The organism is Herbaspirillum sp. SJZ099, from assembly GCF_007828355.1.
Lineage (GTDB): Bacteria > Pseudomonadota > Gammaproteobacteria > Burkholderiales > Burkholderiaceae_D > Herbaspirillum.
Genome location: NZ_VIUO01000001.1, coordinates 233,421 through 252,168, shown reverse-complemented (window position 1 = coordinate 252,168; position 18,748 = coordinate 233,421). Strand labels below are relative to the sequence as shown.

General features: G+C 64.5%; 17 protein-coding genes. 7 read left to right on the top strand and 10 right to left on the bottom strand.

Features of this window, described 5'->3' with window-relative positions:
* The 5 genes from FB597_RS01065 to FB597_RS01045 all read right to left on the bottom strand — a co-directional run bounded on the left by FB597_RS01065 (window position 1) and on the right by FB597_RS01045 (window position 4,705).
* Window positions 1–768, bottom strand: a complete 768-nt coding sequence (locus tag FB597_RS01065) for a transporter substrate-binding domain-containing protein (RefSeq protein WP_144767682.1) — start codon at window positions 766–768, stop codon at window positions 1–3.
* Window positions 769–778: 10 nt separating this feature from the next.
* Window positions 779–1,552 (bottom strand): ABC transporter permease, encoded by a 774-nt coding sequence (locus FB597_RS01060; RefSeq protein WP_141912870.1) that lies wholly within the window; start codon window positions 1,550–1,552, stop codon window positions 779–781.
* 225 nt (window positions 1,553–1,777) lie between these two features.
* Window positions 1,778–2,782: an ABC transporter substrate-binding protein gene (locus tag FB597_RS01055; RefSeq protein ID WP_144767680.1), complete on the bottom strand. Its 1,005-nt coding sequence runs from the start codon at window positions 2,780–2,782 to the stop codon at window positions 1,778–1,780.
* Window positions 2,779–3,552 (bottom strand): ABC transporter ATP-binding protein, encoded by a 774-nt coding sequence (locus tag FB597_RS01050; RefSeq protein ID WP_144767677.1) that lies wholly within the window; start codon window positions 3,550–3,552, stop codon window positions 2,779–2,781. Before FB597_RS01050 ends, FB597_RS01055 begins: the two co-directional genes overlap by 4 nt.
* A gap of 271 nt (window positions 3,553–3,823) precedes the next feature.
* Window positions 3,824–4,705 (bottom strand): NAD-dependent epimerase/dehydratase family protein, encoded by an 882-nt coding sequence (locus FB597_RS01045; protein ID WP_144767675.1) that lies wholly within the window; start codon window positions 4,703–4,705, stop codon window positions 3,824–3,826.
* Window positions 4,706–4,747: 42 nt separating this feature from the next.
* On the opposite strand from FB597_RS01045, the gene FB597_RS01040 reads away from it, so the two are divergent.
* From FB597_RS01040 to FB597_RS01030, 3 genes are all read left to right on the top strand, one after another.
* A complete protein-coding gene (locus tag FB597_RS01040) occupies window positions 4,748–5,791 on the top strand; it encodes a CDP-6-deoxy-delta-3,4-glucoseen reductase (protein ID WP_144767672.1) in 1,044 nt (347 codons plus the stop codon).
* A 419-nt stretch (window positions 5,792–6,210) separates the two neighbouring features.
* The gene (locus FB597_RS01035; RefSeq protein WP_141912857.1) at window positions 6,211–7,413 is read left to right on the top strand and encodes an acetylornithine transaminase; all 1,203 of its coding nucleotides are present in this window, start codon (window positions 6,211–6,213) and stop codon (window positions 7,411–7,413) included.
* A gap of 99 nt (window positions 7,414–7,512) precedes the next feature.
* Window positions 7,513–7,998 carry a C40 family peptidase gene (locus FB597_RS01030; protein ID WP_183405801.1) on the top strand — a complete coding sequence of 162 codons (486 nt, stop codon included), beginning with the start codon at window positions 7,513–7,515 and terminating at the stop codon, window positions 7,996–7,998.
* Between the two features lie 21 nt (window positions 7,999–8,019).
* Here the strand turns inward: FB597_RS01030 and FB597_RS01025 are convergent, their stop codons facing one another.
* The 5 genes from FB597_RS01025 to FB597_RS01005 form a co-directional block, all read right to left on the bottom strand.
* Window positions 8,020–8,844, bottom strand: coding sequence for a FadR/GntR family transcriptional regulator (locus tag FB597_RS01025; protein WP_144767669.1), 825 nt, complete (start codon window positions 8,842–8,844; stop codon window positions 8,020–8,022).
* Between the two features lie 148 nt (window positions 8,845–8,992).
* Entirely contained in the window at window positions 8,993–10,054 is a 1,062-nt protein-coding gene (locus tag FB597_RS01020) for an Ldh family oxidoreductase (protein WP_186442718.1), read from the bottom strand.
* Between the two features lie 221 nt (window positions 10,055–10,275).
* A complete protein-coding gene (locus FB597_RS01015) occupies window positions 10,276–11,772 on the bottom strand; it encodes a tripartite tricarboxylate transporter permease (protein ID WP_144767663.1) in 1,497 nt (498 codons plus the stop codon).
* 10 nt (window positions 11,773–11,782) lie between these two features.
* The gene (locus FB597_RS01010; RefSeq protein ID WP_141912844.1) at window positions 11,783–12,307 is read right to left on the bottom strand and encodes a tripartite tricarboxylate transporter TctB family protein; all 525 of its coding nucleotides are present in this window, start codon (window positions 12,305–12,307) and stop codon (window positions 11,783–11,785) included.
* A 139-nt stretch (window positions 12,308–12,446) separates the two neighbouring features.
* Complete coding sequence (locus tag FB597_RS01005) at window positions 12,447–13,442, bottom strand: tripartite tricarboxylate transporter substrate binding protein (protein ID WP_141912841.1); 996 nt, start codon at window positions 13,440–13,442, stop codon at window positions 12,447–12,449.
* Between the two features lie 619 nt (window positions 13,443–14,061).
* Between FB597_RS01005 and FB597_RS01000 the strand changes: the two genes are divergently transcribed.
* The 4 genes from FB597_RS01000 (at window position 14,062) to FB597_RS00985 (ending at window position 18,682) form a co-directional block, all read left to right on the top strand.
* A complete protein-coding gene (locus FB597_RS01000) occupies window positions 14,062–14,247 on the top strand; it encodes a hypothetical protein (RefSeq protein WP_144767661.1) in 186 nt (61 codons plus the stop codon).
* 139 nt (window positions 14,248–14,386) lie between these two features.
* Window positions 14,387–16,117 (top strand): IlvD/Edd family dehydratase, encoded by a 1,731-nt coding sequence (locus FB597_RS00995; protein WP_141912838.1) that lies wholly within the window; start codon window positions 14,387–14,389, stop codon window positions 16,115–16,117.
* A gap of 249 nt (window positions 16,118–16,366) precedes the next feature.
* Window positions 16,367–17,335 (top strand): C-terminal binding protein, encoded by a 969-nt coding sequence (locus FB597_RS00990; protein WP_144767659.1) that lies wholly within the window; start codon window positions 16,367–16,369, stop codon window positions 17,333–17,335.
* A gap of 261 nt (window positions 17,336–17,596) precedes the next feature.
* Window positions 17,597–18,682, top strand: coding sequence for an ABC transporter ATP-binding protein (locus tag FB597_RS00985; RefSeq protein WP_141912834.1), 1,086 nt, complete (start codon window positions 17,597–17,599; stop codon window positions 18,680–18,682).
* The last annotated feature ends 66 nt before the right edge of the window (window positions 18,683–18,748 follow it).

Here is an 18,748-nt window from a genome sequence, read left to right as displayed (position 1 = left end):
TCAGTGGCAATCCGGCACGTTCTGGTCCAGGTAAACCTCGAAGGCCACGTTGTTGGCCCACTTCTTCCTGACGCCGGCCCAGAAGGCCTCGCTCCAGCGGCCGGCCGCCTGCCTGAGCGCGGCCAGATCGGCGGCGTCGGCGCCGCGCACCTTCAGCACCAGGGCCTGGCGGCTGGCGGGCGCCAGGCGGGCGGAGAATTTCTTCCACTCGGGCAGCTTCAGCAATTCCTTCATCAGGCTGTCGTCATGCACGGCCGCGTCGCATTGCCCGGTGCGCACCGCCAGCAGCGAATCGGCCGGCGCGCGCATCACCTTCTCGATGGCGCCATAGCGCGAGGCCAGCGTGCCGACGTAGGACGAACCTTCCGAAACGCACACGCTGCGGCCCTTCAGGTCGTCCCATTTCCTGATGCTGGTGTCGGTACGCATGATGGCCATGCCGCCGGCGCGATAGCCGGTGGGGATGATGACGGTATCGGCATCGCCGGCCTCGCCCTCGGGCGCCAGCGTCAGCGCCACATCGGCGCGGATGCCGGATGCGTTTTTCAGGTAAGCGGATGTGAGCTTGAACTGCGCGGCCAGATCGTCGGCCAGCACGCTATCGACGCTCTCGGGCGTGCGGAATTTCATGCCGCCCTTGTAGGCCGGCGGCACGTAATCCAGCCCCACACGCAGGATGCCGGCCTGCCTGGCGGCATCGAGCACGCCCGCCTGCACGCTGCCGCAAAGCAGCAGCAAGAGCGGGAAGAGCAGGCGTGCGGGCTGCATGGCGGGAGACTCAGACGTATTGGTAGCGCAGCAGGCGGTGCTTCAGCTTTTCCAGGATCACCTGGTCGATCAGCGCGGCGAGAATGGCGATGGTCAGGATATTGGCCATCACCCCCACCATGTCGGCGGTTTCGCCGGAATACGCCAATGTGCGGCCCAGCCCCTTGCCGAAGCCGACCAGCATCTCGGCCGAGATCAGCGCGCGCCAGGCGTTGCCGAAGGCCAGTTGGGCGCCGGTGATCAGTTCCGGCATCACTGCCGGCAGGTAGACCCGGCGCAACAAGCCCACGCGCGAGGCGCCCATCACGCGCGCGGCCGACACATGCACCTGCTGCACGCTTTCGGTCGCGTTCATCACCGACAGCGCGGCCGGGAAGAAGGCGGCGATGGCCACCACCACCACCATCGGCAGGTTGCCGAACCCCATCAGGATCAGGAACAGCGGCACCCAGGCGATCGACGGGATCGATTGCAGGATCACGATGGCCGACTTCAGCACCTCGCGGAAGAAGAACAGCACCGCGCCGACCAGCCCGAAACCGATCCCCAGCAGCAGCGCCGAGCCGTAACCCAACCCCAGCCGGTACAGGCTGCCATACAGCGCCAGGCGGAAATTATTGGACTGCACTTCCTCCCACAGCCGCACCACCACCGACGGCACGCCCGGCATCAGGAACGACGGCAGCGACCACGCGGCGATCTGCCACATCAACAGGATGAAAGCGATCGCCAGCACCATGGCGAGTTTCTTGCGGAGACCGGTAACGCGACGTTGAGAGCTCATAACGCTTGACGCTTATAAATGACGATGGCCGGAAACCTCCGGCCGGTGAAAAACTTCAACGATACGCAGCGAGCGAAGCAAAGCTGCGAACCAAAAAATAAATCAGCTCTGTGCTGTGAGTGGGGAGCGTAGCGAGCAGCCCGAGGTCGCTTCGAGAAGCGCAGCCGTACGAGATGTACGGCGAGCATCACAGGAGCGAGATCGGGCTGCGCAGTAGCTTCCCGCTTACAGCTTACGCGCAGTTTGCCAGGACAGGTCGGTGATCGAGTTGACGTCGAACGGCTTGCCGTCGCGCGTCTTCAAGGAGCCTTGCTCTTGCAGGATGTTGGAGATTTCCTGCATGCGGTCCTGGTCCTTCTTGGAAATCTTGGGCGTGAAGGTCTGGCTCTTGATGGCGTCGCGGATCACGTCTTCGCGCAGCATCTCGCCGTGCTTGAGCGTCTTCAGGGTCGGCTCGGCGATGAAATAGCCGGCGATCAGCTTGGACGCTTCGGCCGGCTTCTTCTGCAGCAGCATGATGGCGTCGCGCTGGGCATCGAGCGACTTCCACACGGCGTCGCGGCGCTTCTTCAACGTGTCGCCCGAGGTGATCACCACCATGCAGGGGAAGGGCCAGACTTCACCGATTTCATAGATCTGCTTGACCGGCGCGATCAGCTGCGCGATGCGCGCCTGCGGCTCGAACAGGAAGGCGGCGTCGACACGCTTGCCCACCAGCGACTGCACCGCCACCTGCGGCGACACGCCCATCACGTTGACGTCGTCCGGCTTGATGCCGGCATCCTTGAGCACCACGCCCTTCAGCACGGTGTCGGCGGTGCTGCCTTCGGCTTGCGAGGCCAGGGTCTTGCCCTTGAGGTCGGCCACCTTGTTGATGCCGGAGTCTTCCCGCGCCACCAGCGCGTGGTAACCCAGCTGCGCGCCGCCCACCACCTTCAGGTCGGCGCCCTTGGAGGCCCAGGCCACGGCATTGGAGAATCCGAACACGCCGCTATCGAGCTGGCCGCCGACAATCGCCTTGACCAGGTCGGTGCCGGACTTGAATTCGATCAACTCCACATCCAGCCCGTACTTCTTGTACAGGCCGGCTTCATAGGCGGCCATGGCTTGCGCGTCGTCCATCACGCGCAGGTAGCCGATCTTGAATTTCTCCAGCGCCAGGGCGTTGTTGGTGAATGCCAATGCGGCCAGGGCGGCCAGCGCAGGTACCAGGATGCGTGCGAGTTTCATACTCCAACCCCTTCCAGTGTTTTTGAAAAATCGTCCTGTTCGGCATGGATGCCGAGCAGGCAAAGGATCTCGCGGCGGATGGCCGCGAATTCGGACAGGTCGTGCGTCTTTTCGTGATGCACGAGATTGAATTCCTTGAGCACCTTGGCCGGACGCGGGCTGAACACGAAGATGCGGTCGGCCAGGAACAGCGCCTCGTCGACATCGTGCGTGACCAGCAGCACGGTCGGGCCTTGCTGGCGGATCAGGTCGCGCAGCGCGTCCTGCAGCGTCATGCGGGTGAGCGCGTCGAGCGCGCCGAAAGGCTCGTCCAGCAGCAGCGCCTTCGGCTGCGAAATGAAAGCGCGCGCCAGGGCCGCGCGCTGGCGCATGCCGCCCGAGACCTGGTGCGGGTAATACGCTTCGAAACCCTTGAGCTTGACGTTCTCCAGCCACACGCGCGCCTGTTGCGCCGCCTTGTGCTTCTCGACCTGCTGGAATTCCAGCGCCAGCGCCACGTTCTGCTCCAGCGTGAGCCAGGGATACAGGGCGTTTTCCTGGAACATCAATGTCCGTTCCGGATGCGGCGCCTTGATTTCCTGGCCGTCGCCGGTGACCGAGCCCGAGCTGACCTTTTCCAGGCCGGCGGCAATGTGCAGCAGGGTCGACTTGCCGCAGCCGGAAGGGCCGACCAGCGCGACCAGTTCGCCCGATTCGATATCGCGGCTGAATTCGTCGATCACATGCAGGCCGCCGAAATGCTTGGCGACGTTCTTGAAAGATAGCTTCATGTCGTCCTGCGGCGCGTGGGCAGCCGCTGCAGTGGATAGGATTGGTTGGGAAGGAGGATGACTGGCGGTGTCTTGCGCGGCGCCGATGCCCCGCGGCCTGTGGCCGTCTCGTCTGGCATGCGGACAAAATCCCCATTTATTTCACGTTAGCGCTGGACTTTACTGTTGCTGCCAATGCAAGACAACTACTTTAAATTCTTATGCTTATTCGAAATCCGAATAAGGAAGACTCAAAAATTGCATAAAGAGAAAAGGATTCGCCAATGCGCCATCAAGCCGGCTCGCTCCCCCGCTTCGCCAGGAGCGACTGCACGCTGGGGTAATCCAGCCGCACACCCAGCTCCTGCTTGAGACGCCGGTTATCCAGCCGGCGCGATTCCGACATGAACGACAGCATCATCGGCGATACGCTGCGTTCCAGCTCGCTGCGGGGCAAGCGGGGCGGACGCGGGAGCCCGACGGCATCGGCCACGGCGTCGAAGTAGTCGGCCATCTTCAGCTCGGTGTCGTCCACCGCATGGTAGATGCGGTTGGGCGAACCGCGGCGCATGGCCGCCAGCGCCGCGCGCGCCAGGTCGTCGGCATGGATATGGCTGGTATAGACATCGTCGGCGGCAAGCAGCGCGGGCGTGCCCTTTTGCAGGCGCTCGACGGGCAGCCGGTCGGCCGCGTAGATGCCGGGCACGCGCAGGATGGACACGCGCGCGCCGCAGCGCCTGGCCCAGGCGCGCAGCACGTTTTCGGCATCCACGCGGCGCACCGCGCGCGCATTCTGCGGCCGCACCGGATGGGTTTCATCGAAACGCTGGCCGCCGCAATCGCCGTAGACGCCGGTGGTGCTGATATAAACCAGGCGCGTGCCCTCGGGTAAAATGGCGGCCAAATTGCGGGTGCGGCGGTCATGCCGGCCGGCCGACTGCGGCGGCGCCAGGTGCACCACGGTCGGCGCCAGGCGCGCCAGCCGGTCCAGCGTATGCGGCCGGTCGAGGTCGGCCACGATGGGAACGGCGCCGGCCGCACGCAGTTCGGCGCAGCGTTGCGGGTTGCTGGTGACGGCCAGCACGCGGCAGCGCGGCAGCAACAACGGCAGCAGGCGCAGGCCGACATCGCCGCAACCGAGTATCAGAACACGTGGCAAGCCCAGTTTTTTCACAGTTTTATTAACCTATTTTCCTTAGTCCAGAAGCGCAATTGTATGAGTTTCCAAGTCACAGTCCAGCCAAGCGGCCGCCAATTCACCTGCGATGAAGGCGAAACCATCCTCAATGCGGCCATCCGCGCAGGCGTGGGCCTGCCCTATGGCTGCAAAAACGGCGCCTGCAGCTCGTGCAAGGGCAAACTGGTTTCCGGCCAGGTCGAGCACGGCCCGCACCAGGAGCGCGCGCTGTCGGCCAACGACGAGAAGCTGGGGTTTTCGCTGTTCTGCTGCGCCAGGCCGCAGTCGGATGTGACCATCGAAGCGCGCGAAGTGGCGGGCGTGGGCGAATTCCCGATCCGCAAGCTGCCGGTGCGCGTGGCCGCGCTGGACAAGAAGGCCGACGATGTCATCGTGCTCTCGCTGCAATTGCCGGCCAACGACCGCCTTCAATACAAGGCCGGGCAATACGTCGAGTTCCTGCTGCGCGACGGCAAGCGCCGCAGCTACAGCATGGCCAACGCGCCGCACAAGGATGAGCACATGAGCCTGCACATCCGCCACCTGCCCGGCGGCCTGTTCACCGACCAGGTGTTTTCCACGATGAAGGAACGCGACATCCTGCGCATCGAAGGCCCGTTGGGCACCTTCTTCCTGCGCGAGGATTCGGACAAGCCGATCGTGCTGCTGGCCTCGGGCACCGGCTTCGCGCCGATCAAGGCGATCGTCGAGCAGCTCGAGCATGCCGGCTCGCAGCGCCCGGTCACGCTGTACTGGGGCGGCCGCCGCCCGCAAGACCTGTACATGAACGAGTTGTGCGAAACATGGGCGCGCACCCTGCCCGCCTTCGCCTATGTGCCGGTGGTATCCAACGCGCAGCCGGAAGACAACTGGAACGGCCGCACCGGCTTCGTCCACCAGGCGGTCATGGCCGACTTCCCGGACCTGTCCGGCCATCAGGTGTATGCCTGCGGCGCCCCCATCGTGGTGGAGTCGGCGCAGCGTGACTTCGTGGCCCAGTGCAAGTTGCCCGAAGACGAGTTCTACGCCGACTCCTTCACCTCGGAAGCCGACCTGGCAAGCGGCGCACCGGCTGCCAACTGAGGCGGCGCGAGCCCCGGCCAAAGCGGCGCGTGTCATGCCGCCGTCATGCGCGTTTGCGATCATGGCGCAAGTCGGTGCCGCCTCCCGGAAAAAGGCGTGGCGCGGCGGCAGGCGACGCAAATGCAACGCTTGCCGGATTCAGGCAGAATGACGGTCAATTCTTTTTGACGCTGTGCGCAAAACGTCCTAATATTGACCGCATGATCGCCAACGCCACATTTTTACGACGTCGCAGCCAACCTCTGGGAGGTTTGCTGCTGTGCGCGTGAAATGAAACGAATCGCGAAGCCACAGGCAAACCCTGTGGCTTTTTTTTATCCGCCATTTCGGGTTGCCGTGCGCTTTCCACCGATCCTTTAAGTTTCAGGCCGGTCTGCCCCGCACCATCCCCATCCACCCATTCTTGCAGGAGCCTATCGATGGAATACAAAGATTTCGACAGCAACAAACTGATGTACGTCACCAACCGCCCCGAACTGGTGTTCACCGAGGGTGACGGCATGTGGCTGACCGACCACAAGGGCAAACGCTACCTGGATTACCTGCAAGGCTGGGCGGTCAACGCCTTGGGCCATTCGCCGCAATGCATCCAGGATGCGCTGGCGGCGCAATCGAAGAAACTGCTCAACCCCTCGCCCGCGTTCTACAACGCGCCGTCGATCGAGCTGGCCAACCTGCTGACCGCCAACTCGGTGTTCGACCGCGTGTTCTTCGCCAACAGCGGCGCCGAAGCCAACGAAGGCGCCATCAAGCTGGCGCGCAAATGGGGCAAGAAGAACCCGGCCACCAACGGCGACGCCCGCTTCGAGATCATCACCTTCAAGCACAGTTTCCACGGCCGCACCATCGCCACCATGTCGGCCAGCGGCAAGGACGGCTGGGACACCATGTTCGCGCCGCAGGTGCCGGGCTTCCCCAAGGCCACGCTGAACGACCTGGCCAGCGTCGAGAAGCAGATCACCAAGCACACCGTGGCCGTGATGCTGGAGCCGGTGCAAGGCGAAGGCGGCGTGATCCCCGCCACCCGCGAATTCATGCAAGGCCTGCGCCGCCTGACCAGGCAGGCCAACCTGCTGCTGATCGTCGATGAAGTGCAAAGCGGCATGGGCCGCACCGGCGAACTGTTCGGCTACCAGCTCTCGGGCATCGAGCCGGACATCATGACGCTGGGCAAGGGCATCGGCGGCGGCGTGCCGCTGGCGGCGCTGCTGGCGCGCGAAGACATCGCCTGCTTCGAAGCTGGCGAACAGGGCGGCACCTACAACGGCAACCCGCTGATGACGGCGGTGGGCGTGGCGGTGATCAAGGAACTGCTGAAGCCCGGCTTCATGGAAACCGTGCGCGAGCGCGGCCAGTACCTGCGCGAACGCTCGCTGGCGCTGTCGGAGAAGTACGGCTTCGAAGGCGAACGCGGCGAAGGCTTGCTGCGCGCGCTGCAACTGGGCCGCGACATCGGCCCGCAGATCGTCGAGGCCGCGCGCGACATGGAACCGGTGGGCTTGCTGCTCAATTCGCCGCGCCCCAACCTGCTGCGTTTCATGCCTTCGCTCAACGTCAGCCGCGACGAGATCGACCAGATGTTCTCCATGCTGGAAGACGTGCTGGCCAAGATCGGGCAATAAGCCATGCGGGTGCGTCATACGCTCCTGGGAATATCCGGTCCGGCGGCCTTGCCGCCGTCGTCCGCTGTCCTCCCGGCTGCGGCGCGCCCGGCCGGCGCCATGGCGGCATTGTGCCTGGCCCTGGCGCTGGCCGCCTGCAGTACCGTGCCCCCGGTTGAACGCCTGCCGGGCGCGCCGCAATCGAATACGCCGGCGCTGCCGGCATCCGACGCCGGCAACGAAGTCGCCATCTACGCCCTCTCGCTGATCGACACCGGCTACCGCTTCGGCGGCAAGAACCCCTCGGCCGGCCTGGATTGCAGCGGCATGGTCAGCTACATCTTCGGACAGGCCGCCAACTACAGGATCAGCGGCAGCGCCGCCGATATCGCCCGCCAGGGCCGCCAGATCGACCCCAGCCAATTGCGCGCCGGCGACCTGGTGTTCTTCAACACCATGAACAAGCCGTTCTCGCACGTGGGCATCTACCTCGGCGACGGCCGTTTCGTGCATGCGCCATCGACCAACGGCCGCGTGCACATCACGCGCATGGACAATCCCTACTTCGCCAAACGCTTCGAGATGGCGCGCAGCTATTTCAACTGAACCGGAAAAGCGCCCCGCCGGTCACTTGCGCGCGGCGCGCGGCTTGGCGGCGACGCCCGCCTTGGCCTGCGTCCGCGTTCGCCTGGGCGCAGCGCCCGCGGCCCTGGCATCGCCGGCCGCAGCGGCCTCGCGCTTCTGGCGGCTGCCGTATTGCAGGATCAGGTTGGCGCTGTAGCGCGTGAAGGAAATGTCCATGTGCCGGCGCATGGCCGCGCGCGCCTTGTCCGGATTGCGCTCGCGCAGCGCCTGCATCACCAGCGCATGCTCATCGACCGCCTCGTACCACACCACCTTGCTGTCGAAATGGCTATGCAGCCGCTTGAACAGCGGCCCCAGCCGCGCATCGAACAATTGCGTCACCAGCCCCACCAGCACGCTGTTGCCGGTGGCTTCGGCCACCCGGATGTGGAACAGGCGGTCCGCTTCCAGCGGATTGATGCCGGCATCGGTATGCGCGATCATCAGCTGGAATGCCTCATCGACCGCATCGATCTGGGCATCGGTGGCATTTCTGGCGGCGGCGTAGGCCACCTCGCCTTCGATCATCTCGCGCGCACGGATCAGTTCCAGCGGCCCCGCTTCGCTGGACAGGTCGATCAGCCCTTCGTGCGGCGCCGGCGGGCAGACATAGATGCCCGAGCCCATGCGCACTTCGATATAGCCTTCGACCTCCAGCGCGATGAGCGCCTCGCGCAACGAAGGCCGGCTCACGCCGAGCTGCACCGCCAGGTCGCGTTCCGACGGCAACCGCGAACCGACCGGGAATTCGCCGTCGACGATCAGCTTGCGCAACTGGTCGCCGATCTGCCGGTATAACCGCTGCGGCTCAATCGCTTCTATGGGCATGGATGAATCCGATCAAGTTTTTATCTGCCTGGAAACCGCATGCGGCAGCCATGTGGATTCCCACACGGCTTCCCATTCAGCTTCCTTTTATGACGCCGGATTGTATCTCAGGCCCGGCCGGTCTCCACCACACCGGGCCGTTCTTCCATCAGGCCAACGCCGCTGGGAACGCCAGGCCATAAGGCCCGGCCGCATCGCGCAACATGGGTGCGATGGTCGGGTGCAGCGCCACGCCCTCTTGCAGTTGCCGCGCGCGCCGCTGCATGCCGCGGTCGCCCGGCATGCGCACCTGTTCCACGCCGGGGCGCGGCGGGTTGCTGCGGCAGGACTCGGCGACAAAATCCATCTGCCGCAGGAAAGCATCCTGGCCGCCGAACGCCGACGGGTCGTACAGCGATATGAACACGGTCGCGCCCCAGCCCGCCGGCGGATCGGCGCGGCCGAAACCGGACAGCCCGCCGGTCAGCGCCTCGATCAGTACCGCCAGGCCGAAGCCCTTGTGGCCTGCCGACAAACCGCCCAGCGGCAGGATGGTGCCCGGCGGATCTTCGGCCAGCACGGCCGGATCGCGCGAAGGATTGCCGTGGCCGTCGATCAGCCACTCTTCCTCGAACTGGCGGCCGGCCTTGTGCAGGCGGTTGCTCATGCCGTTGGTGGTGACCGAGGCCGAGATGTCGATCAGGAACGGCGTGCCCGAAGTCGGGATGCCGGCGGCGATCGGGTTGGGTGTGAACACCGCGCGCGTACCGCCGAACGGCGCCACGCTTTGCACCGCCGGGTCGGAGCTGGCCAGGATCATCATGAAGCCCTCCTGGGTGGCGCGCAGCAGGTAGGCCGCCAGGCAGGCGATGTGGTGGCTGTGGTGGATGGTCAGCGAGGCGCTGCCGTAGTCGCGCGCCTTGGGGATCAGCGCATCGATGCCCTGGTGCACCAGCCACGGCCCCGGCAACCGGCGGCCGTCCCAGGCCAGCGCGGCGGCGCGTTCGGACAGCACTTCCGGCTGGCCGCTCTTGGCCATCGCCCCTTTTTCCAGCTCCTTCACATACGGCGCCAGCAGCGCCAGGCCGTGGGTATCGTGGCCCAGCAAGTCGCCGTCGACCAGCGTCGCGGCGACGCTGTCGGCCTTGGGCGCTTCCAGTCCCGCCTTTTGCAACAGGGCGCTGGCGAAGCGCGTCAGTTCGGCAGCGGAAAAACGTTCGGGTGAAGCCATTGAAACAACCATCCTTTCATTGGGTGAAATAAAAACAACCGTCAAGCCGGTAATGCTGTTCAGTTAAGCCTTCCATCTGCAAATCGTCATCCCGGCGAAGGCCGGGATCCAGTGTCTTTCGTTGTGCCTCGATGGCCGTTGAATGACGAATGACGCGACGCTGGACCCTGACCTTCGTCAGGGCGACGGAGAAATTTCGGCTTAACTGAACGGCATTACCGTCAAGCCGGCCCCATCGTCCTCTTGCGCAGCATCTTCAGCGCGAACGGCAGCAGCCACATGACGATGGTGATCACGCCCAGCGTGCCGGCGATGGGCCTGCTGAAGAATGCCAGGAACTCGCCGTCGGCCTTGATCATCGAGGTCACGAAATGCTCTTCCAGCATGCCGCCCAGCACCACGCCCAGCACCGCGGGGGCGACCGGGAAGCCGTTCTCCTCCATGAAGTAAGCCAGCATGCCGAACACCAGCATGATGCCCACATCGGTCACGCTGTTGTTGGTGGCATAGGAGCCAACGATGCAAAACAGCAGGATCAGCGGCATCAGGATGCCGCGCGGAATGGTCAGGATGCGCTTGGCCATCTTGATGCACAAGAAACCCAGCGGCAGCATCAGCAGGTTGGCCAGGATGAAGACGATGAAGATCGCGTACATCGACACCGGATTCTCGACGAAGATCATCGGCCCCGGGTTGAGGTTCTTCATGTACAGCACGCCGATCACGATGGCGGTGATGGAGTCGCCCGGGATGCCGAACACCAGCGCCGGGATCCACGCCCCGGCCAGCGCCGAGTTGTTGGCCGCGCCGGATTCGACGATGCCTTCCGGATGGCCGGTGCCGAACTTCTCCGGCTCCTTGGACAGCTTCTTGCTCATCGCGTACGACATCCAGGCCGCGATATCGGCGCCGGCGCCCGGCAAGGCTCCCACCAGCGTGCCCAGCACGCTGCCGCGCCAGACCGAGCGCGGGTACTTCAGCAGCAGCCTCCACATGCCCTTGAACACATTGCCGACGCGGCCGTCGGCGATCTTCATCGTGAAATCCTTCGACACCGCGAAACGCAGCACCTCGGACATGGCGAACATGCCCACCATCAGCGGCACCAGCGATACCCCGCCCAGCAGGTCCGGCTGGTCGAAGGTGAAGCGCGGCACGCCGGCCGGGTTGCCCATGCCGACCGAGGCGATGAACATGCCCAGGAACAGCGAGACGAAGCCCTTCAGGGGATTTTCGGAAGCGATGAAAATGGCGCAGGTCAGCCCCAGCAGCACCAGCCAGAAGTACTCGAACGAAGAGAACTTCAGCGCCAGCTCGGCCAGCATGGGAGCGGCCAGGATCAGCACCACGGTGCCGAACAGGCCGCCGATGACCGAGAACACCAGGCTGGCACCGAGCGCGATCTCGCCCTGCCCCTTCATGGTCATGGCATAGGCTTCGTCGGTATAGGCCGCCGACGACGGCGTACCGGGAATGCGCAACAGGCAGCCCGGAATGTCGCCGGAAAAGATCGCCATCGCGGTGGCCGACACCATGGCGGCGATGGCCGGCACCGGCGGCATGAAAAAGGTCACCGGCACCAGCAGGGCCACCGCCATGGTGGCCGACAGGCCCGGCACCGCGCCCATGAACAGGCCGAACATCGACGCGCCAAGGATCACCGCCAGCACATAAGGGTCGAATACGATCCCGAACGCCGCATAGATATTTGCAAGCATGCTGTGCTCCTTACCAGGCGATCGGTTTCAAGACGCCCCAAGGCAAGGGCACCTTGAGCAGCTTGTAGAAAACGTAGTGGATGCCCAGCGCGCTGGCCAGCGCCACCGGAATCGCCACCGCAATGCGCGTGCGGAAGGTCAGGAACAGCACCATCAGCAGCACGAACGCGGTCGGCAGGAAACCCAGCGGCTCGGAGACCCAGATGTAGAACAGCAGCGCTGCCGGCACCAGCAGGAAGGCGAACACTGCGCGGCGGCTGCGCACCCATTCGGGCACGGTGAACCAGTGCGCGTCCTGGTCGTCGCTGCCGACGGCGGCGATGAGCGAGGCGTGGGAGGCGGCGGTCTTTTTCAAGCCGCGCAGCCCGCGGATGATCAGCAGCACGGCGCAGATCATGAAGCCGCCGGCCAGCGCCTGCGGGAAGACATTGGGGCCGATGTCCTGCCCCATGGCGGGCAGCGCCGCGGAAGAAACGTAGATGGCGACCGCAAAAAACGCGACCAGCAATCCGGAGAGAGCGTCGTTGATTTTCATGATGGAATCAATCGTAAGGAGTTTGGCGAAGTCGTTGTCATGGTGACGCCATGTATGGCGGTGCGATGCATGAGCGCCGCCCGTTCCGCGCCGCCGGATACGCGATCCGGCGGCGCAAAAACAGGCGGCAACACCTGCATCAGCGCGCCATGCCCAGCGTTTTCAGGATCGCGCCCATGTCGGCATCGCTCTTGTCCATGAATTTGCCGAACTCGGCGGAGTCGGCATACATCACGCCGAAACCGCGTCCGCTCATGAAGTCCTTGTACTCCTTGCTGTCATAGATCTTCTTCAGGCTGGCCGACAACTTGGTCGAAATATCGGCCGGCAACCCCTTGGGCGCGACGATGCCGCGCCAGGCGCCATTGGTCCAGCCGCTGCCGGTCAGGCTCTTGAGCGTGGGCACCTTGGGATACAGCGCCGCCGGCTCGTTGGCCATGATCACCAGCGGCGTCGCCTTGCCGGCATCGATCAGCGAACGCGCCTCCGGCAGCGATGCCGCCACGATGTCCACACCGCCGGCAGCCAGGTCGACCATGGCCGGCGCCGCGCCGTTGGAAGGCACGAAGCGCACCGCCGTCGGCGCCAGTTTCAGGTCGTTGAGCATGCCGGCCAGGCCCAGGTGCCAGATGCCGCCCTGGCCGGTGCCGGAAGCCTTGAGCTTGCCCGGATTGGCCTTGATCGCCTTCATCAGGTCATCGAAGGTCTTGTAGGGGGAGTCGTGGCTCACGGTCAGCGCCGCCGGGTCGAAGTTCATCAGCGCCAGCGGCGTGAAATCGCGCGGCGTCAGCTTGGTCAGCCCCTGGTGGTGCATCATCGAAATTTCGACGGTGGCAATGCCGATGGTGTAGCCGTCGGGCGCGGCGCCGGCGATCGACTGGTGGCCCACCACGCCGTTGCCGCCGGTGCGGTTGACCACGTTGACCGGCTGGCCGATATCCTTCTCCAGCAAGGCGCCGATGATGCGCGCGGTGGCGTCGGTGCCGCCGCCTGCCCCCCAGGGCACCACCAGCGTGACCGGCCGCTCGGGCCAGGCGGCCAACGCCGGCTGGGCGCCCAGCAAAGCACAGGCCGCTGTCGCGGCCGCGGCTGTCTTGATCAGGGTTCTGCGGGTAATTCTGCGTGTAAAGTTCATGTCTCCTCCGGTGTCTGGGAGCAGGAACGTTTTGGCGTAGGACTTTCCGTTCCTGCATGCTTTACCTGCATGAGAATTCTGGTTGCTTCTCTTATGCGCAGGTGCCGGTGCCTTGCTGCTTTTTATATTGTCTGTCTGGTTATTTCTTGTCATCGCACTTTGCTGTACGATGATTCAGGACTGATAGGTAATGTGGTCAGACCAGTCGGGTTAGAATTTCATATCCGATAGCGAGTGTCAAGGATGAATCCTACGCATCAAAACAATTCATCCATCTCGCGCCGCAACAAATTCCCGGCCCGGTCTTCGCCTCGCAAAGCCTTGCCCAGCATGGCTTCTGCGGCTACAGGGCCAAGCCTGCGATGCTGCACCGTCACAGCGCCGGATGCGAGCTCCGCCCCGACTCCAAAATTGCCGTTCCAATTTGGTATTACCACTTGACCAAACAAAGAATGCTGCAATAGACTCGCTGCCAATCGAATAAGTCACGTCGCATGCTGCGGCCATTTGCAACGTCGGGGAGACGAGCGCAAGGCAACAGGTGCAGGAACGGGCAACCCCAGGACCCAGCCGCCGCGGTATCCAATACCGCAGGCAGCATCAGGCAACGGAGACACTCTTGGCATACGCAGCAATGAGCGCGAACGGCAACTCACACGGCAGCTGGACCCATGCCGCCGTGGCCGCATTGCCATCCACCACCTGCGCCCGGCGCGCGCTGCGCCGCGCCTCCTCCTTCGGTTCCCTGCTGGCCTTCCTGCTGATCGACTTTTCCCGCTATTTCTTTGACCAGGGCGATAGTTAAGCCCGCAGGACGGCGCGTGCACGCTGGCGCCGGCACCACGAAACAGCACCGTAGCGCCGATGCGCGCACGGCATTTTGATGTTGTACGGACAGTGCCCGGCCTGACAGGCCGCCCTGCCCGCCATCGAGGGAATCCCACATGACTGACGATACCAAGAAACTCACCCGCCGCAGCCAAGCCTGGTTCGGCCGCCAGGACCGCGACGGTTTCATCTACCGCTCCTGGGTCAAGAACCGCGGCATCCCGCACGACCAGTTCGACGGCCGTCCGGTGATCGGCATCTGCAACACCTACTCTGAACTGACGCCCTGCAACTCGCACTTCCGCGCCCTGGCCGAACAGGTCAAGATCGGCATCTGGGAAGCCGGCGGCTTCCCGCTGGAGTTCCCGGTGATGTCGCTGGGCGAGACCCTGCTGCGCCCGACCGCCATGCTGTACCGCAACCTGGCGTCGATGGACGTGGAAGAGTCGATCCGCGCCAATCCGCTGGACGGCGTGGTGCTGCTGATGGGCTGCGACAAGACCACCCCCGCCCTGCTGATGGGCGCGGCGTCGGTCGACGTGCCGACCATCGGCGTGTCGGGCGGCCCGATGCTGTCCGGCAAATACCGCGGCCGTGAAATCGGTTCCGGCACCGGCGTGTGGCAGATGTCGGAAGATGTCCGCGGCGGCAAGATGACACAGGAAGAATTCTTCGAAGCCGAGAGCTGCATGCACCGCTCGCACGGCCACTGCATGACCATGGGCACGGCTTCCACCATGGCCAGCATGGTCGAGGCGCTGGGCGTGGGCCTGCCGCACAACGCCGCCATCCCGGCCGTGGATGCGCGCCGCAACGTGCTGGCGCGCAATGCCGGCCGCCGCATCGTCGAGATGGTCAAGGAAGACCTGGTGCTGTCCAAGATCCTGACCCGCGCCGCCTTCGAAAACGCGATCCGCGTCAACGCCGCCATCGGCGGCTCCACCAACGCGGTGATCCACCTGCTGGCGATCGCCGGCCGGATCGGCATCAAGCTGGACCTGAAGGACTGGGACGACATCGGCCAGAAGCTGCCGTGCCTGCTGGACCTGCAGCCGTCGGGCAAATTCCTGATGGAAGACTTCTACTACGCCGGCGGCCTGCCGGCAGTGATCCGCCAGCTGGAAAGCGTGATCGACAAGTCGGCGCTGACCGCCAACGGCAGCACCCTGTGGGACAACTGCAAGGACGCGCCGAACTGGAACGAGGAAGTGATCCGTTCCTTCGACAAGCCGTTCAAGGAAGCCGCCGGCATCGCCATCCTCAAGGGCAACCTGGCCCCGGACGGCGCCGTGATCAAGCCGTCGGCCGCCACCCCGGCGCTGTTGAAGCACCGCGGCCGCGCCGTGGTGTTCGAGAACAGCGACGACCTGCACAAGCGCATCGACGACGAGAACCTGGACGTGGACGAAACCTGCGTGCTGGTGCTGAAGAACTGCGGCCCCAAGGGTTACCCGGGCATGGCCGAAGCCGGCAATATGCCGCTGCCGCCGAAGGTGCTGCGCAAAGGCATCACCGACATGGTGCGCGTGTCCGACGCCCGCATGAGCGGCACCGCCTATGGCACCGTGGTGCTGCACGTCACGCCCGAAGCCGCCGCCGGCGGCCCGCTGGCGCTGGTGCAGAACGGCGACTTCATCGAACTGGACGTGGAAGCGCGCAAGCTGCACCTGGACATCACCGACGAAGAAATGGAACGCCGCCGCGCCGCCTGGCAAAAGCCGGAGTCGCCGGCCACGCGTGGCTGGATCAAGCTCTATGTGGACCATGTGCAGCAGGCCAACCTCGGCGCCGACCTCGACTTCCTGGTCGGCAAGAGCGGCGCCTACGTGCCCAAGGATAATCACTAAGTCACCAAGTCACTAAGCAACACCGCGGGCGCCAAGGCAGGCGACGCCAGAAGCGCCACCCAGCGCCCGCGTAGAGATACATCAAACACCTTTTGGATAAACGGTTGGATCGGAAACGCCTGAAATAGAAACAGAAATACATCCAAGCGGTTGCGGACAGAGCCACAGGCCGACGCAACCGGCGAGGAAACAGCGACAGACGTAATTGCATCAAGGTGGGACCGAGACAACCATCATGGAGACGAAGCAATGAAAGTACTGATCACCGACTATGACTTCCCCGACGTCGACCTGGAGCTGGCGCTGTACAAGGCTGCCGGCGTCGAGGTGGTGACGGCGCAATGCCGCACCGAGGAGGAAGTCATCGCCGCATCCGCAGGATGCCAGGGCCTCCTGGTGCAATACGCGCCGGTCAACGCCAAGGTGTTCGCGGCGCGCCCTGAAATCCGCATCGCCAGCCGCTACGGCGCCGGCTTCGACACCATCAACACCGAAGACGCCGCCAAATACGGCGTGTGGGTCGGCAACTCGCCCGACTACGGCGTGGGCGAAGTCGCCACGCATGCGCTGGCCATGGCGCTGGACCTGATCCGCAACATCACCGTCTACGACCGTGCCGTGAAGGCCGGCGAATGGCACTACACCACTGCCGGCATCATCCCGCGCGCCTCCGAGATGACGCTGGGCATCATCGGCCTGGGCCGCATCGGCAAGCGCATGGCGCACATCAGCCGCAACGTGTTCAAGCGCGTCATCGCTTACGACCCGCATATCATCGACGGCGACTTCCCCGCCTACGTGGAACGCGTGGGCCGCGAAGAGCTGTTCAGGCAGGCCGATGTGGTCTCGCTGCACACTCCGCTCAACGACGAGACGCGCGGCATGATCGACGCCTCGGTGCTGAACCTGCTCAAGCCCAACAGCTACCTGGTCAACTCCGCGCGCGGCGGCCTGGTCAATATCGACGACCTGCTGGCGGCGCTGGATTCGAACCGGCTCAAGGGCGCGGCGCTGGACGTGCTGCCGGTGGAACCGCCGGCGACGGCATCGGCTATCGTGCAACACAAGCGTGTGCTATTGTCGCCGCACGCGGCGTTCTACTCCGACGTCGCCGCGCGCGAACTGCGCCGCAAGGCAGCCCAGAACCTGATCGACTGGGACCGCACCGGACGCCCATCCTACGTGGTCGTCGAAGGCAAGAAAGACAACAAAAAATAGCAAGAGACAATTCCCGCGCGCCAGGGCGCACGGGAGTCGCCAGACACGCCGGCGGCCGCAAGCTGTCCGGCAGCTGCAGCACCGGGGGCAATCCAGCGCCGCCGGTGAAAGTGTAAAGGGGACGTCTCAGATCCCCGCATGCCGCCACAGGCAAGATGGCATAACGGCCGGCATCCCTGCAAATAGAAGAAAGTCGTCGCAGGCGCTCCCACAAGGACGCCCGCAGCGCCGAAAACGAGGATATACACGAGGAGCAATTGCATGGCATCAGTACAGATTCGCGCTGTCAAGAAACAGTTCGGCAGCACCCAGATCATCCGTGGCGTCGACATCGACATTGAAGACGGCCAGTTCGCCGTCCTGGTCGGCCCGTCCGGCTGCGGCAAGTCCACCCTGCTGCGCATGCTCGCGGGGCTGGAAGAAATCAGCGGCGGCGAAATCCTCATCGGCGGCACGGTGGTGAACAACGTGCAGCCCAAGGATCGCGACATCGCCATGGTGTTCCAGAACTACGCGCTCTACCCGCACATGTCGGTCAGGGACAACATGGCGTTCTCGCTGACGCTGGCCAAGAAGGACAAGTCCTTCATCGAGGAGCGCGTCAAGAAAGCCGCCGACATCCTCGGCCTGAACCAGCTGCTGGAACGCTATCCGCGCCAGCTCTCCGGCGGCCAGCGCCAGCGCGTGGCGATGGGCCGCGCCATCGTGCGCGATCCGCAGGTGTTCCTGTTCGACGAACCGCTGTCCAACCTCGACGCCAAGCTGCGCGTGCAGATGCGCACCGAGATCAAGGAACTGCACCAGCGCCTCAAGACCACTTCGGTCTACGTCACCCACGACCAGATCGAGGCGATGACCATGGCCGACCAGATCGTGGTCATGCGCGACGGCCTGGTGGAACAGCGCGGCCGTCCGCTGGAACTGTACGACCATCCGTCCAACCAGTTCGTGGCCGGCTTCATCGGTTCGCCGGCGATGAACTTCATCCCCGGCACGCTGCGCCTGTCGGCCGACCGCGCCGAAGTTGAATTCTCCGACGGCACCCGCCTGCCGGCGCCCTATGGCCGCCAGCTGCAAGGCAGCGATGGCCAGCGCGTGGTCTACGGCGTGCGGCCCGAACACCTGGCCATCGGCGCGGCCGGCGACGGCATCGCCACCAAGGTCATCGTGGTCGAGCCGACCGGCGCCGACACCGAGGTCTACAGCCGCTTCTGCGACACCAGCCTGACCTCGATCTTCCGCGAACGCCACAACTTCGGATCCGGCGACACCATCCATCTGGCGCCCGACCATACGCGCACGCACCTGTTCGACGCCGAATCGGGCCAGACGCTGGCGCGTCGCTGACACCATTTCCATGCCGGCCAGATCGCGGCCGGCATGGTCTGGGCATTACCGCAGCAACCAAGCAAA

Coding starts and splice junctions, on each gene's coding strand:
- FB597_RS01065 (WP_144767682.1), bottom strand. CDS start 768: ATGCAGCCCGCACGCCTGCTCTTCCCGCTCTTGCTGCTGCTTTGCGGC.
- FB597_RS01060 (WP_141912870.1), bottom strand. CDS start 1,552: ATGAGCTCTCAACGTCGCGTTACCGGTCTCCGCAAGAAACTCGCCATG.
- FB597_RS01055 (WP_144767680.1), bottom strand. CDS start 2,782: ATGAAACTCGCACGCATCCTGGTACCTGCGCTGGCCGCCCTGGCCGCA.
- FB597_RS01050 (WP_144767677.1), bottom strand. CDS start 3,552: ATGAAGCTATCTTTCAAGAACGTCGCCAAGCATTTCGGCGGCCTGCAT.
- FB597_RS01040 (WP_144767672.1), top strand. CDS start 4,748: ATGAGTTTCCAAGTCACAGTCCAGCCAAGCGGCCGCCAATTCACCTGC.
- FB597_RS01035 (WP_141912857.1), top strand. CDS start 6,211: ATGGAATACAAAGATTTCGACAGCAACAAACTGATGTACGTCACCAAC.
- FB597_RS01030 (WP_183405801.1), top strand. CDS start 7,513: ATGGCGGCATTGTGCCTGGCCCTGGCGCTGGCCGCCTGCAGTACCGTG.
- FB597_RS01025 (WP_144767669.1), bottom strand. CDS start 8,844: ATGCCCATAGAAGCGATTGAGCCGCAGCGGTTATACCGGCAGATCGGC.
- FB597_RS01020 (WP_186442718.1), bottom strand. CDS start 10,054: ATGGCTTCACCCGAACGTTTTTCCGCTGCCGAACTGACGCGCTTCGCC.
- FB597_RS01015 (WP_144767663.1), bottom strand. CDS start 11,772: ATGCTTGCAAATATCTATGCGGCGTTCGGGATCGTATTCGACCCTTAT.
- FB597_RS01010 (WP_141912844.1), bottom strand. CDS start 12,307: ATGAAAATCAACGACGCTCTCTCCGGATTGCTGGTCGCGTTTTTTGCG.
- FB597_RS01005 (WP_141912841.1), bottom strand. CDS start 13,442: ATGAACTTTACACGCAGAATTACCCGCAGAACCCTGATCAAGACAGCC.
- FB597_RS00995 (WP_141912838.1), top strand. CDS start 14,387: ATGACTGACGATACCAAGAAACTCACCCGCCGCAGCCAAGCCTGGTTC.
- FB597_RS00990 (WP_144767659.1), top strand. CDS start 16,367: ATGAAAGTACTGATCACCGACTATGACTTCCCCGACGTCGACCTGGAG.
- FB597_RS00985 (WP_141912834.1), top strand. CDS start 17,597: ATGGCATCAGTACAGATTCGCGCTGTCAAGAAACAGTTCGGCAGCACC.